The organism is Amycolatopsis sp. cg13 (assembly GCF_041346965.1).
Lineage (GTDB): Bacteria > Actinomycetota > Actinomycetes > Mycobacteriales > Pseudonocardiaceae > Amycolatopsis.
The window spans coordinates 2,201,657-2,214,280 of the sequence record NZ_CP166848.1; the positions used below are offsets into that span (position 1 = coordinate 2,201,657).

The 12,624-nt window shown below is 70.1% G+C and carries 16 protein-coding genes and 1 pseudogene; 7 read left to right on the forward strand and 10 right to left on the reverse strand.

The annotated features are described in order from the left end of the window. Positions 1-16: 16 nt before the first annotated feature. Complete coding sequence (locus tag AB5I40_RS09825; protein WP_370938140.1) at positions 17-2,080, forward strand: phosphocholine-specific phospholipase C; 2,064 nt, start codon at positions 17-19, stop codon at positions 2,078-2,080. A 50-nt stretch (positions 2,081-2,130) separates the two neighbouring features. Here AB5I40_RS09825 and AB5I40_RS09830 read toward each other — a convergent pair whose 3' ends face one another. The 5 genes from AB5I40_RS09830 to AB5I40_RS09850 form a co-directional block, all read right to left on the reverse strand. Beyond that, positions 2,131-3,270 carry an MFS transporter gene (locus tag AB5I40_RS09830; protein ID WP_370938141.1) on the reverse strand — a complete coding sequence of 380 codons (1,140 nt, stop codon included), beginning with the start codon at positions 3,268-3,270 and terminating at the stop codon, positions 2,131-2,133. Positions 3,271-3,553: 283 nt separating this feature from the next. Next, complete coding sequence (locus tag AB5I40_RS09835; RefSeq protein ID WP_370938142.1) at positions 3,554-4,084, reverse strand: Chromate resistance protein ChrB; 531 nt, start codon at positions 4,082-4,084, stop codon at positions 3,554-3,556. A 26-nt stretch (positions 4,085-4,110) separates the two neighbouring features. After that, entirely contained in the window at positions 4,111-4,626 is a 516-nt protein-coding gene (locus AB5I40_RS09840; RefSeq protein WP_370938143.1) for a TetR/AcrR family transcriptional regulator, read from the reverse strand. Further along, positions 4,623-4,817 (reverse strand): hypothetical protein, encoded by a 195-nt coding sequence (locus tag AB5I40_RS09845; RefSeq protein ID WP_370938144.1) that lies wholly within the window; start codon positions 4,815-4,817, stop codon positions 4,623-4,625. Before AB5I40_RS09845 ends, AB5I40_RS09840 begins: the two co-directional genes overlap by 4 nt. 42 nt (positions 4,818-4,859) lie before the next feature. Next, a complete protein-coding gene (locus AB5I40_RS09850; protein WP_370938145.1) occupies positions 4,860-5,483 on the reverse strand; it encodes a class I SAM-dependent methyltransferase in 624 nt (207 codons plus the stop codon). Positions 5,484-5,531: 48 nt separating this feature from the next. Here AB5I40_RS09850 and AB5I40_RS09855 point away from each other — a divergent pair, with 48 nt between their 5' ends. The 4 genes from AB5I40_RS09855 (at position 5,532) to AB5I40_RS09870 (ending at position 8,123) form a co-directional block, all read left to right on the forward strand. After that, positions 5,532-6,293 carry a class I SAM-dependent methyltransferase gene (locus AB5I40_RS09855; protein WP_370938146.1) on the forward strand — a complete coding sequence of 254 codons (762 nt, stop codon included), beginning with the start codon at positions 5,532-5,534 and terminating at the stop codon, positions 6,291-6,293. Positions 6,294-6,359: 66 nt separating this feature from the next. Beyond that, a complete protein-coding gene (locus AB5I40_RS09860; protein WP_370938147.1) occupies positions 6,360-7,256 on the forward strand; it encodes an RNA polymerase sigma-70 factor in 897 nt (298 codons plus the stop codon). Positions 7,257-7,378: 122 nt separating this feature from the next. Continuing rightward, positions 7,379-7,645 carry a GlsB/YeaQ/YmgE family stress response membrane protein gene (locus AB5I40_RS09865; protein ID WP_009077073.1) on the forward strand — a complete coding sequence of 89 codons (267 nt, stop codon included), beginning with the start codon at positions 7,379-7,381 and terminating at the stop codon, positions 7,643-7,645. A 196-nt stretch (positions 7,646-7,841) separates the two neighbouring features. Next, positions 7,842-8,123 carry a DUF3040 domain-containing protein gene (locus tag AB5I40_RS09870; RefSeq protein WP_344264210.1) on the forward strand — a complete coding sequence of 94 codons (282 nt, stop codon included), beginning with the start codon at positions 7,842-7,844 and terminating at the stop codon, positions 8,121-8,123. Positions 8,124-8,168: 45 nt separating this feature from the next. On the opposite strand, the gene AB5I40_RS09875 is transcribed toward AB5I40_RS09870, so the two are convergent. From AB5I40_RS09875 to AB5I40_RS09885, 3 genes are all read right to left on the reverse strand, one after another. Next, complete coding sequence (locus AB5I40_RS09875) at positions 8,169-8,648, reverse strand: hypothetical protein (protein ID WP_370938148.1); 480 nt, start codon at positions 8,646-8,648, stop codon at positions 8,169-8,171. A gap of 291 nt (positions 8,649-8,939) precedes the next feature. After that, positions 8,940-9,872: a hypothetical protein gene (locus tag AB5I40_RS09880; protein ID WP_370938149.1), complete on the reverse strand. Its 933-nt coding sequence runs from the start codon at positions 9,870-9,872 to the stop codon at positions 8,940-8,942. A 418-nt stretch (positions 9,873-10,290) separates the two neighbouring features. Then, positions 10,291-10,914, reverse strand: coding sequence for a superoxide dismutase (locus AB5I40_RS09885; protein WP_370938150.1), 624 nt, complete (start codon positions 10,912-10,914; stop codon positions 10,291-10,293). A 215-nt stretch (positions 10,915-11,129) separates the two neighbouring features. Between AB5I40_RS09885 and AB5I40_RS09890 the strand changes: the two genes are divergently transcribed. Both AB5I40_RS09890 and AB5I40_RS09895 read left to right on the forward strand, forming a co-directional pair. Further along, positions 11,130-11,498 carry a hypothetical protein gene (locus tag AB5I40_RS09890; RefSeq protein ID WP_370938151.1) on the forward strand — a complete coding sequence of 123 codons (369 nt, stop codon included), beginning with the start codon at positions 11,130-11,132 and terminating at the stop codon, positions 11,496-11,498. Between the two features lie 57 nt (positions 11,499-11,555). Next, a complete protein-coding gene (locus AB5I40_RS09895; RefSeq protein WP_370938152.1) occupies positions 11,556-12,107 on the forward strand; it encodes a DUF305 domain-containing protein in 552 nt (183 codons plus the stop codon). Positions 12,108-12,236: 129 nt separating this feature from the next. Here the strand turns inward: AB5I40_RS09895 and AB5I40_RS09900 are convergent, their stop codons facing one another. After that, positions 12,237-12,398, reverse strand: a complete 162-nt coding sequence (locus AB5I40_RS09900; protein ID WP_370940487.1) for a DUF6307 family protein — start codon at positions 12,396-12,398, stop codon at positions 12,237-12,239. 48 nt (positions 12,399-12,446) lie between these two features. Beyond that, a pseudogene (locus AB5I40_RS09905) lies at positions 12,447-12,584 on the reverse strand (RGCVC family protein); the annotation flags it as partial. Positions 12,585-12,624 lie beyond the last annotated feature (40 nt).

A 12,624-nucleotide genomic window follows, 5' to 3' on the forward strand; every position in this document is an offset into this window, starting at 1 on the left:
TTTCGAGGAGACATCGATGTCATCGGTCAGCCGTCGCAGATTCATGCAACTCGCCGCGGCCACCGCCGCGGGCACGGCGTTGCCCGCGAGCATCGCGCGGGCGGCTTCGGTGCCGGCCGCCGTGCGCACCGGCACGCTCGCGGACGTCGAGCACGTTGTCGTGCTGATGCAGGAAAACCGGTCGTTCGACCACTATTTCGGGACCCTCAACGGCGTCCGCGGCTTCGGCGACCCGCGCCCGGTTTCGCTGCCGAGCGGGAAATCCGTGTGGAACCAGGCCGACGCGAGCGGCGCCGAAACGCTGCCGTTCCGGCCCGCCGAGGACAATCTCGGCCTCACCTTCATCGAGGACCTCAACCACGACTGGAACGGCACGCACACCGCCTGGAGCACAGGGCGCTGGGACAAGTGGATCCCGGCGAAAACCCGCACCACGATGGCGTATCTGACGCGCAAGGACATCCCGTTCCACTACGCGCTCGCCGACGCGTTCACCATTTGCGACGGATACCACTGCTCGATGCTGTCCTCGACCGACCCGAACCGGTACTACATGTACACCGGCTGGACCGGAAATGACGGTTCCGGCAACGGACCGGTGCTGGGCAATGAAGAATCCGGCTACGGCTGGACCAGTTTCCCGGAAATCCTGGAAAAGGCCGGGGTTTCGTGGAAGATCTACCAGGACGTCGGCAACGGTCTCGACAAGGAGCACAAGTGGGGCTGGACCGATGACGCGTACATCGGCAATTACGGCGACAACTCGCTGCTTTACCTGACGCAGTACCAGAAATCGACCCCGGGCAGTCCGCTCTACGACAACGCGCGCACCGGCACCCACGCCGCCGCGGGCGACGGTTTCTTCGACCACCTCACCGCGGACGTCAAAGCGAACCGCTTGCCGCAGGTTTCCTGGATCGTAGCGCCGGAAGCGTACTGCGAACATCCGGCGTGGCCGGCCAATTACGGCGCCTGGTATGTCTCTCGTGTACTCGACGCGCTCACGTCGAATCCGGACGTGTGGAGCAAAACCGTCCTGCTGATCACTTACGACGAGAACGACGGTTTCTTCGACCACGTCGTCCCGCCGTATCCGCCGCGCGACGCGAACTGGGGCAAATCGACGGCGAGCGTCGCCGGAGAATGGTACGAAGGCGGCGCGGCCGCGTCGTATCTGACCGGAATGCCTTACGGACTCGGCCCGCGCGTGCCGCTGCTGGCCGTCTCGCCGTGGAGCACCGGCGGCTGGGTCTGCTCGCAAACCTTCGACCACACGTCGCTGATCCAGTTCGTCGAAAAGCGATTCGGCGTGCACAACCCGAATATTTCGCCGTGGCGTCGTGCGGTGTGCGGGGACCTCACGTCGGCGTTCGACTTCACCGGAGCCAACAGCGGCGTCCCGTCCCTGCCCGGCACCGGCGACTACCAACCGCCCGCCGACCACAGCACCCCGCCGACCTACCACCCGGTGCCGCCCTCGAACGGCTCGCTCCCGAAGCAGGAACCCGGCACCCGCAAGGCCCGCGCGCTGCCGTACGACCTGGCCGCGGACACCGAGGCCCGCAACGGCCGGATGTACTTCACCTTCACCAACTTCGGCGACGCCGGAGCCGGGTTCCACGTGACGTCGAAAATGCGTTCCGACGGGCCGTGGCCGTACACCGTGGAGGGCCACAAGTCGGTCAGCGACAGCTGGCACCTGCCGAGCGGCGCGGGAGATTGGTACCAGTACTCGGTTTTCGGCCCGAACGGCTGGCTCCGCGAACAAGCCGGAACCATCGGCGGCTTGGGACCGGAGGTGACTGCGCGGCACGACGCTGGCTATGTGACGGTCACGTTCACGAACCCGAGCAGCCGAACAGTCACCTTCACCGGCGTTGACGCTTACGCGCCCACCGAGGCTTACCGGTACACGCTCGCCCCGGGCACTTCGCGAGCGGTGCCGAAGTGGGGCGTCGCGAACGGCTGGTACGACATCACAGTCAAGGCAGATCACGACGGCCAATACGTCCGCCGTTTCGCGGGCCACGCGGAGACCGGCCAAGCCTCGACCAGCGACCCGGCCATCGCCACCGACTGAGCGGTACGTGAGGGGAACCCTGAGGGAATCTGATTCCCTCAGGGTTCCCCTCACGGCTTTCGGAAGCCAGCCACCACCAGTCCCACTGCGGCCAGCACCACCGCCAGCCCGCCGAATCCCGCCCCCAACGTCGCCGCCGAGGCGATCGCGCCGACCAGCAGCGGTCCGCCCGCGTCGCCCAGCTCGCGGCCGACCTCAGCCGCGCCCATCGTCTGCCCGAGCCGTTCCTTGGGCGCGGCACCGGCCAGATGCGCGAACCCGATCGGCGTGGCCACCCCGACCCCGACTCCGATCGCGACCGCTGCCGCCAGCACCCCCGCGATACCAGGAATCAGCGCCCCCAATGCCAGCCCAGCGGCGGTCAGCAGCAACCCGCCAGCCATCCCCCACCCGTCGGGGATCCGCCCGGCGTCCCGGAGCCGTCCGGCCCACGGCTGCACCAGTGCGGAGCACAACGCCAGCACCGATACCACCGCACCGGTCGCGACCGTGCCGAGCCCGCTCGCCGCTCCCGTCACCGGCAGGAATCCGATACCCACCGCGAGCGCACCGGTCGTTCCGGCCAGCACCGCGGTCGGCCGCAGGAACCCAGGCTCAGCGAGGCGACGGGCAAGGTCGAGAACGGTCTGCCGCTGGCGCGGCAACGGCTCCGGCGCGGGCACCACCAACGCGGCCCACCCCGCGACAGCGAAGGCCAGCACCGCGAGAGTGCCGAACAGCAAGGAAAACCCGCCGAGCAGGATCAGCACGCCGCCGAGCAACGGGCCGAGCGTGTAACCGACGCTCTTCCAAGCACCGTAACCGCCAAACGCCCGCCCCTGCCGTTTCTCCGGCGACAACCGCGCGACCAGCGCCCCGGCCGCGGGCGAGAAGGCCGCCGCGGCCGCGCCCTGACCGAACCGCGCCAGCCCGACCGCCGCCGGATTCCCCGCGACGACAAACGCCGCCGACGCGAGCGCGAACGCCAGCAACCCGCCGAGCAGCACCGGCCGCGGTCCGATCCGGTCGGCCAGCGAGCCGAACACCGGTTTCAGCACGACCTCAGCACCGTCGTAGACCGCGAGCAGGAGTCCCAAGGTCAGGAGGGAATCGCCGTGCGTGTAGGCGCCCAAGCTGGCGGCGATGCTGTGCGCCCCGAACGCGGTGACGAACCCGGCGGCGTACAGCGGACGCAGCTCAGCGGAACTCATGCGAAACCCTCACTTCTGCTGCTGGGACTGAATAATCCGCCCGGAGTGGTCGGCGTACGGTCGCACGCCATCCCGAGCCACGCTCGACTCACCAAGACCCATCCGAACCTCGCCACTGTGCAGCGGCCAGCAAACCTGCCCGGCATAGTCGGCGAACAGGCCCATCCGCCACACGCCGCCCCCAGGCGCACTCGACTCACCAAGACCTATCCGAACCCTCACCACCGCGGCGCCGCCAGCAAACCCGTCCGCAACCCGCCGCGTTCACCCCCACCCGAAGCCCTCACATCTGGTGCAGGGCTTCGAAAACCCGCTCGGTGTACTCGGCAAGCCGCTCCGCGCAATGCTTCAACCGCTGCTCCGCCTCCCCGGCAGAAGGCGCGCCGAACACATCCCGCGCCTTCAAATCCCGATGCCAGCGCCGCAGCCGCTCGAGGCTCTGCTCTTCCTCCTCCAGTTCGGCCATCGTGAACTTGCCGATCCGGATTTCCTTGTCGATCTCGGCGTCGAACTTCCCGCAGTCGGCCAGGAACTCCGTCCACTCCTCTTCCCGCTCGGCGGTGAACAGCTCGACCAGCCGCGAACCGTCGCGTTCGGCGGCGTCGAGCGCGATCACCTCGCCGTCGCCGCGTTCGGCCAGTTCGGCGACCCGCGCGACGCCGCCGGCGAACCCGGGCACGTCCGGCACCGCCCAGGCGCCCTGCCCGAGCGACAACGCGCCCACCCGCCGCAGCTCGCGCCACACGGCGACCCGATGCCGCGACGGTCCGGACGGCACCCGCACCACCAGCACCAGCCACTTGTCGTCTGCCACAGTGCTGAATGTAGCACGTGTTACATTCAGCGAGGTAGCGCCGCCAGGAAGATGCCAACCGTCCGGTCCGCCAGTGCCTGCCGGTCCGCCAGCGGCAGCGAGAGGCACTGCAGCGTTACGCCGTCGATCATCGCGAACACCTGCGCCGCCACGTCCTCGGACAGTCCGGCGTCGACATACCACTGCCGCAGCTCGCGATCGAGCTTCGCGTTTTCCTCCCGCAGCACCGGATCCACCACGGCAGCCGCCGCGTACGCGAGCCACACCCGGGCCCGCCGGGAGCGCGGTTCGTCCAGCGGCAGCCACAGTTCGACGTAACCGGCGATCGATTTCGGTTGCGCCGCTTCGATTTCCGCCAGGAACTGCTCCCCCGCGTACTCGAAACCGGCGCGCACGAGGTCGTTCTTCGTCCGGTAGTAATACTGCACCTGAGCCGGCGAAACACCCGCCGCGGCGGCGACCGTCCGGACGCTCAGCGCGCCGATCCCCTGCTCCGCCAGCACTTCCAGCACAGCATCGAGCACATGGGCAGCCCGCTTCACCGCCGAGACGCCCCCGTGCGCGCCCGCCACGCGACGGCGACCAGTTCGAGAATCCCGATCACTCCCACCACCACGCCGACCTGCCGCAGCCCGACCACCGGCGTCTCGACGTCGTGGAACACGAAGTACAACACCGCGCCGACGACCACCATCAGCACGCCGACCGCGACGTGCCCCCATTTCCCGTTCATCTCGCACCCTCCTATACGAACGTACAATACGACCGTACAGGATCAAGCAGTCTTCCGCGCCGCCAACCGTTCGACAATCCCGGCCTTGCTCCGCTCCGCCCGCTCCACCGCGAACCCGGCCGCCGCGAGCAACGGCAGCGGCCGGCGGGTCAGGTAATCCCCCAGCTGCCACACGGTCAGCTTCTCCGCCAGCCGCTGCACGGCGAGAACGAACCACCGATCGCTGCCGACGTGGTCCAGCAGCAACAGCCGCCCGTCCGGCCGTAGCACCCGGTGCATCTCCGCGATCGCGGCGCGCTCGTCCGGGACGCCGCACAGGCCCAGCGTGCAGACGACCGTGTCGAACGAGCCGTCCGGGAACGGAAGAGACTGCGCGTCAGCCTCGGTCAGCGTCACCTCGCGCCCGATCTCGGCGGCCCGGCGGCGCGCGAGGTCCAGCATCGACGGGCTGAGGTCGATCCCGGTCAGCCGCACATCCGGCGGATACAACGGCAGATTCCGCCCGGTCCCGACGGCGACCTCCAGCACCTCCCCGGAAGCCTGCCCGCACACCCACTCGCGGCCGTCGGCGAGCAGCGCCCGCTCGACCCACGCGATGTCCCGGTCGTACCGCGGCGCGGCCTCGTCCCACGTCCGCCGCAGCCAGTCCTGTCCCCGCTCCGCCATCGTCGCGAACTCCTCTCCGCCGGGGCTTTCCCAGTACCCTCGCATCCCGTGGGGGACTTCGACTACGACTCGGAACTGCGCCGCTACGACCGGCACCTGCGCGAGGCCGCCGACGTCCAGCCGGACGACCACGTCCTCGACATCGGCTGCGGTACCGGGCAGACCACCCGCGCCGCCGCTCGACGCGCGATTCGCGGCAGCGCGCTGGGAATCGACCTGTCCGCCCCGATGCTCGCCCGCGCCGAGCGAGCGGCCGCCGACGTGCCCAACGTCCGGTTCGTCCAGGCGGACGCGCAGGCCCATCCGTTCCCGCCCGCCGCGTTCACGCTCGGGCTGAGCCGGTTCGGCACGATGTTCTTCGCCGATCCGGCCGCCGCGTTCGCCACCATCGCCCGCGCGCTGCGGCCCGGGGCGCGGCTGGTGCAGTTGGTCTGGCAGGAGCGACGTCGCCAGGAATGGGTCACCGCGATCCACCGCGCGCTCGCCGAGGCCGATCCGCCGGACGGCACCGCGCCCGGCGACGCCTTCTCCCTCGCCGATCCCGCGACTGTCCGAAGTGTCCTCACCGCGAACGGATTCGCCGACGTCGAACTGGCCGACGTGCGCGAACCGGTCTGGTACGGCCCCGATCCCGCCGCGGCGCTCGACGCGGTGCTCAAGCTCAGCGAAGCGAGCGACCTGGTGGCCCGCGACCCCGGCCACAAAGACCGAGCCCTCGCCCGGTTGCGCACCCAGATGACGAAGCACCACGCCAGCGACGGCGTCTGGTTCAACGCCCGGGCGTGGCTCGTCACCGCGCGCCGGACCTGAATGTCACAAACTCCCGGCGGCCGGCGTCCTATGGGCGATCGTCCCCAGAACGCGAAGGAGCCACCCATGCCAGCGCCCGGCGAAGCGAGCCCGGACCTCGCCACCGAGACCTTCCTCGCCCACCGGAACCTGCTGTTCACCGTGGCGTACGAGATGCTCGGCTCGGCCGCCGACGCCGAGGACGTGCTGCAGGAAACCTGGCTGAAGTGGGCGGGCGTCAACCTCGACGAGATCCGCGAACACCGCGCGTACCTGGTCCGCATCACCACGCGCCAGGCGCTGACCCGGCTGCGCACGCTCGGCAGGCGCAAGGAGTCCTACGTCGGGACCTGGCTGCCTGAACCGCTGCTCACCGCGCCGGACGTCGCCGAGGACGTCGAACTGGCCGACAACGTCTCGATGGCGATGCTGCTGGTGCTCGAAACGCTGCGGCCGACCGAGCGCGCGGTGTTCGTGCTGCGCGAGGTCTTCGACGTGCCTTACGACGAAATCGCCGAAGCCGTCGGCAAAACCCCGGCAGCGGTGCGGCAGATCGGGCACCGGGCGCGGTCGCATGTGTCCGCCCGCCGTCCGCGCGGCGACGTCACGCCCGCCGAAACCCGCGGCGCGCTCGACGCGTTCCAGAAGGCCGTCGAGACCGGCGATCTGCAGGGACTGCTCGACCTGCTCGCCCCTGACGTCGTCTTCCTCGGCGACGGCGGCGGCGTGAAGCAGGCGGTGCCGCGGCCGATCGTCGGCGCGGACAAGGTCGCGCGGCTGCTGACCGCGGGCGGCGCCCAGATCCCCGCGCCGCTGCGCCCGATGCAGGTCAACGGGCATCCGGCGCTGGTGCTGAAGCTCGACGGCGAGGTCGACACCGTGCTCACGCTGCGCATCGACGACGGCAAGATCACCGGCCTCTACGCGGTGCGGAATCCGGCGAAGCTGTCGCACATGGACTCGGAAACCGCCCTTCGCCGCTGATTCCGGCCGGTGCTACGCACAGTAGCCCTGACTCTGGCGCGCGCCACCCGGACGGACCATGCCATCCTGGTCCCGCCAGGGGCGGCCCGCCGGGCCGCCGCCGTACCGAGGAGAGGACCGACGTGGGCGTTGTCAGCTGGATCGTGCTGGGCCTGATCGCCGGGTTGATCGCGAAGGCCCTCATGCCGGGCAAGGACCCGGGCGGCTGCATCATCACCATCCTGCTCGGGATCGGAGGCGCGTTCGTGGGCGGCTGGATCGGCAAAACGCTGTTCCACACCCAGCTCGGGACGTTCTTCGACCTGCGCACGTGGGGTCTCGCGGTGCTCGGCGCGCTGGTCATCCTGACCGGCTACCGGCTCATCGTGGGCGGCCGGCGCCGAGACTGATCCCCGGGGGCGGCCCGCTCGCCGGACGCGGCGGGCCGCCCCCGCTCAGCGGATTCCGAACGGATTTCGCGCCCCTCGGCCGTCGCGCCCCGGATCCCCCGCGAGGCCTCGAGTTGAACGCGACCCCGGTTTCCGGCCGTTTTTCGTGGCAGAATCAGCGGAGAAGTTTCGGCCAGGTCGACGGGCGGAGCGGACGATGGCGCTGCGCGACCACGAACAACATCAGCTGGACGAGATCGAACGATGCCTCGCCCAGGAAAGTCCGCGCCTTGCCCGCCGGTTCGAGAAGTTCCGCCCGATGCCGGTGATGACCTTCGCCGCGGCCGCGCTCGGCGTGCTCAGCGTGTTCCTCACCGGCCTGGTCACGCTCGTGGTCGGCTTCGGCATGGATTCCGCCCCGCCGATCGCGGTGGGCGCGGTGCTCACGACGGCGATCCCGCTGGCGATCATCTGGTTCTACCGCTGCCACTGGCGCTGACGCCCGCCCCGGCGTGAAACTGCTGGCGCGGCGGGGAAAGCGCCCTCAGACGGCGACGCGCCCGCGCCCGAAACGACGGAACAGCGCGAACCCCGCGATCGCCGTGACCAGCTCCCAAGCGACCGTCGTGATCACCGAAACCGACAGCACGTCGATCCGGTCCGGAGACGACGACCGCAACTGCCCCCGCGCATCGACGCGGACCCGGGTCAGGCCGCGCGCCGCCGGGTCCGAGCGCAGCGGGATGTTGGCTTCCTCGGTGCCGCCGTCCGGGGCGGTCCACGTGACGCGCCGGGTGTCGGGCATCGCGGCGCCCTCGGTCCCGCGCAGCGCGCCGGACTCGGGTGCGACGGCGGCGACGACGGACCGGCCGGGCGCGCGGTCGATCGCCCCGGCGCCCTGGCGGTGGATCCACAGGCCCAGCCAGACCCCGGCCACCGCCGAGACCGCGACGGCCGCGGCCAGGACGGGAAGGAGGAACACGCGACCGCGCGGCGCGGACGCGCGGAAACCACCAGAAGCCATGCTCTAGAGAATGCCGGGAAAACCGGGAGCACGGCAGTGTTTGCGGACAAATGTGCCCAAGTCGCAGGAAAAGGCGCCCGCGACGGGCAAGCGACGCCCGGTTTCACCCGTTCTTTTCACTCATTCGTGGGTAACGCCACACGGAAGCAACCCGGACGCGAACAGCGACTCCCGAGCGCCGGTTCACCGCCGCGCCACGGTGTTCCATTCCGGATCGCCCGCGCCGCGTGGTTTCTCGCCGCTGTCTTCCGGCAGTACGTGAGATTCCTCCGGGCGCGCGATCATTCCCCGTCACCCGCCGGACGCGCTCAGCAATGCCTGCCCGGTGGACGTCACCGCGTGCCGAACCGTGTTCCCGTCTTGTTGGCTCTCCACCAATCCCGCGCGACGCAGAACTCCCGCGTGCTTGCCCGCCGCCACCGGCGTCACGCCGATCTCCCCGGCCAGTTCGGCCGTCGACCGCGGAACGGCCAGCGCGTGCAGCGCGCGGGCCCGGGTGGCGCCGAGCAGATCCGGCAGCGGGTCCGGCACGGCGCCGTCCGCCGGAATCGCGCGCTCGCCGGGCGGGCCCCAGACCACCGGCGGCTCTGGTCCGGTCGCCGGATCCGGTTCCACGACCCGGAAATAGGCCGGGATCACGAGCAAGCCTCCGAAGTAGACACTGCGGTCCGCGGACGGCTCCGGGCCCTCCCAGCGGATCGGCACCGCGGAGCGGGTGTCGCCGGCGGACGGCCACATCGGAGCCTGCCGGGCCGTGCCGTACGACGTGAGCGCCGACCCGAGCAGCGCGCGGGCCCCGTCGGCCAGCTCCCCCACCCACGAGGGCGCGACCCCGTGCACGAAAAACGTCTGGAGATCCGCGCGCAGCCTCGTTTTCGGGACGTGCACGAGGCCGTCTCCCGCGACCGGGCCGATCTGCCGCCGCTCCGGCCGTCCCAGCGCCCCCGCGCGCCGGACGGCCGGTTCGCCGCGGCCCCCGCCGGGCGGCAGCGCCTTCACCGCCCGGGCGCGGATCTCCAGCGCGGACCCCGGACGGGGTTGCGGAAGCAGGCTCTCTCTGCGAAGTTGCTTGCGGGCGCGGGCGGACCAGACCCGCAGCCCGCTCGCCGGACGGCGGCTCTGCAGCGCCGTGAGGCTCAGCACCAGTTCCCACAGCGGATCGGGGCCGGTGCGCCGCCTCGTCCGGCCGAAATCGTCGTCGGTGAAATGAATGCGCAACGCCATGTGCTCCCCCTGCCCCCCGACATGGTTGCGCTTCCAGAGTGCCGCGCCGATCCGCCGCTGTCCAGGCGCGTTTTCCGTTCGGGGAAAGAACCCACCGAATGCGAGCGAATCTCGCTGAATCAGGTGGTCCGTCTACAGACAGTTCACGGCGCGACCGCGAAAGCGAGACAAATCGTCTCGCCGATCGGGCGTGCGCATTCGCCGGACGCGCGCCGTGCCCGCGCGGATGCCGCCGGATCCGGACTGCGCGGCCTGCCTGCCCGGTTAGCGCGCCGCGGCGGAGTGCCGATGGACCAGCAGTTCCCGACATTTGCCGCAGCGATTTCCCCCACCCGGGCGACTATTTCCGCCACGGAATGCGAAACGGGGCCCGGCCGCGTGGGCCGGACCCCGTTTCCGGTGCCTCAGTGCGTCGGGCTCAGCCGAGCAGGAGGCCGTTGCCGCCGGCGACGGCGTTGTCGAAGCGCTTGGAGATCTCGGCCCAGTTGAAGATGTTCCACAGGGCGTTGACGTAGTCCGGCTTCACGTTCTTGTAGTCCAGGTAGAACGCGTGCTCCCACACGTCGACCAGCAGGATCGGCGTGGTCGGCAGGATCAGGTTGTTGTGGTGGTCGCGCAGCTGCTGGGTGATCAGCGTCTTGCCGATCGGGTCCCACGACAGCGCGCCCCACCCGTTGCCCTGGATCGTCGTCGACACCGCGGTGAACTGGGCCTTGAACTTGTCGAAGGACCCGAACGCCTCGTCGATCGCCGCCGCCAGCTCGCCGGTCGGCTTGTCCCCGCCCTCCGGCGAGAGGATCTTCCACCAGACCACGTGGTTGGCGTGCCCGGCCAGGTTGAACGCGAGGGTGGTCTCGAGGCCGACGATGCCGCCGAAGTCGCCGGCGTCGCGGGCGGCGGCGATCTTGTCGAGGGTGTCGTTGGCGCCCTTGACGTAGGCGGCGTGGTGCTTGCTGTGGTGCAGCTCGTTGATCTCGCCGGAGATGTGCGGCGCGAGGGCACCGTAGTCGTAGTCGAGTTCGGGCAGCTCGTACCGGGCCATGGGGCCCTCCTTCTGTCTTCGACATCAAGTCTTGCCCCCTCGAACCTAGTAGCACACCCGTGTCCCGGGCGAGCGGGGGCCAGCCTCGGCGCCACGGGCTGGAACCTGCTTGAGTGAAGGTTCAACTTCCAGTACCGGACCCTCCGGCCGACCACTCAGCGTGACCGGTTTGTCCGCCCCGCGCCGGTTCGCCGACGCCCGGTAGGGTCGGTCCCATGGCGACGTCCCGGCTCGGCAGCGTGCAGCGGGTGCTGCTGCTGTTCGCGCTGGCGCTGGGCATCGCCGTGATGCACCACGTGCCCTCCCCTGGCGCCGGACACGCCATGACGAGCCAGATGTCCGTCGTCGCATCGCACGACGTCGCCGCGGACTCCGGCATGCCCGCCGGCGAACACTCGATGCTGCACCTCTGCCTGGCGGTCCTGTACGCAGTCGGCGCGCTCGTACTGGGCCTGCTGGCCTTCCGCCGCTACACCGCCGTGAAGACGGTTTTCGACGGCACGCGCGGCTCCCCCGCCGCCGACCGGCCGCCCGACAGACGAGGCCGGGTTGTCTTGACTTCTCTCTGTGTGTTGCGCACCTGATCGGCAGCTCCAGCTCCGGTCTTTTTCGCAATTTTCCTTTTGAGAGAAGGTTTTTTCATGCGCAAAATCTTTTTCAGCGGCACCGTGCTGGCCGCTTCGCTCCTGCTCGGCGCCTGCGGCAGTCCGGAATCCCCTGCTCCCAGCGCGCAGGCTGGGCACAACGCCGCTGATGTCACGTTCGCCCAGCAGATGATCCCGCACCACCAGCAGGCGCTCGAGATGGCGAAAATGGTGCCGTCGCGCAGCAGCGACCCGAAGGTCGTCGACCTGGCCGGCCGGATCGACCGGGCGCAGGACCCGGAAATCCGCCAGATGCAAGGCTGGCTGACCGCCTGGGGCGCGGCGCCCGCCAGCCACTCCATGCCCGGCGGCCACTCGATGTCCGGGATGATGTCGGACGCCGACATGAAGAGCCTGGACGCCGCGAAGGGCCCGGAATTCGACCGGTCGTGGGTGGACCTGATGGTCAAGCACCATCAGGGCGCGGTCGAGATGGCGAAGACGGAGCTGGCCCAGGGCGCGGATGCCGGGGCGAAGTCGCTGGCGCGGCGGATTGTCGACGCTCAGCAGGCGGAGATCGCCGAGATGCAGGGGCTGGTGAAGGGGTGATGACGTGGTGCGCCGGGGTCGCTGGGGCGGCCCCGGTGCACCGCGCGCCGTCTCCGTGCTGCCGAGCCGGGACAGGCGGTATTCGCGGGCTTCAGCGCCGAACGGCCTCGGCGGCGTCGAACCCGGCCTTCACCGGCGCAGGCGTTCCGGCGCCTCGTCGAGCAGGTGCAGCAGCCGCACCGCGAGCGCCTGGCAAGCTGGTCCAGTCAGGCCGGTGTCCTGTTCGAGCACATCCCGCACCAGAGCGAGCCGTTGTTCGTACCGTGAGACAAAGCTGAGCTCGCTGGTCATGTTTCCGTCCTCTTCAGTGGTTGCCCTGCTTCCCGCGGCGCAAGCGCAGCCGCGGCGGAATCCGCCCGCCGCGGTCGCCGCGCAGAACCGGTCCGCGATCGCGTCGTGTCCGGCCTTCTCGTGGTGGCAGACCGGGCAGGCGCCGGCAGACCGACCGATGCGCCGTGCGGCTGACAGCATGCTCATCGCGGAGCGCCGACGCCGCGCGCGAACGAGTTGGTGGACA

Excerpts from the sequence above, each read along its gene's own strand:
- AB5I40_RS09825 (WP_370938140.1), top strand. The coding sequence starts at position 17 with ATGTCATCGGTCAGCCGTCGCAGATTCATGCAACTCGCCGCGGCCACC.
- AB5I40_RS09830 (WP_370938141.1), bottom strand. The coding sequence starts at position 3,270 with ATGAGTTCCGCTGAGCTGCGTCCGCTGTACGCCGCCGGGTTCGTCACC.
- AB5I40_RS09845 (WP_370938144.1), bottom strand. The coding sequence starts at position 4,817 with ATGAACGGGAAATGGGGGCACGTCGCGGTCGGCGTGCTGATGGTGGTC.
- AB5I40_RS09850 (WP_370938145.1), bottom strand. The coding sequence starts at position 5,483 with ATGGCGGAGCGGGGACAGGACTGGCTGCGGCGGACGTGGGACGAGGCC.
- AB5I40_RS09860 (WP_370938147.1), top strand. The coding sequence starts at position 6,360 with ATGCCAGCGCCCGGCGAAGCGAGCCCGGACCTCGCCACCGAGACCTTC.
- AB5I40_RS09870 (WP_344264210.1), top strand. The coding sequence starts at position 7,842 with ATGGCGCTGCGCGACCACGAACAACATCAGCTGGACGAGATCGAACGA.
- AB5I40_RS09875 (WP_370938148.1), bottom strand. The coding sequence starts at position 8,648 with ATGGCTTCTGGTGGTTTCCGCGCGTCCGCGCCGCGCGGTCGCGTGTTC.
- AB5I40_RS09880 (WP_370938149.1), bottom strand. The coding sequence starts at position 9,872 with ATGGCGTTGCGCATTCATTTCACCGACGACGATTTCGGCCGGACGAGG.
- AB5I40_RS09885 (WP_370938150.1), bottom strand. The coding sequence starts at position 10,914 with ATGGCCCGGTACGAGCTGCCCGAACTCGACTACGACTACGGTGCCCTC.
- AB5I40_RS09890 (WP_370938151.1), top strand. The coding sequence starts at position 11,130 with ATGGCGACGTCCCGGCTCGGCAGCGTGCAGCGGGTGCTGCTGCTGTTC.
- AB5I40_RS09895 (WP_370938152.1), top strand. The coding sequence starts at position 11,556 with ATGCGCAAAATCTTTTTCAGCGGCACCGTGCTGGCCGCTTCGCTCCTG.
- AB5I40_RS09900 (WP_370940487.1), bottom strand. The coding sequence starts at position 12,398 with ATGACCAGCGAGCTCAGCTTTGTCTCACGGTACGAACAACGGCTCGCT.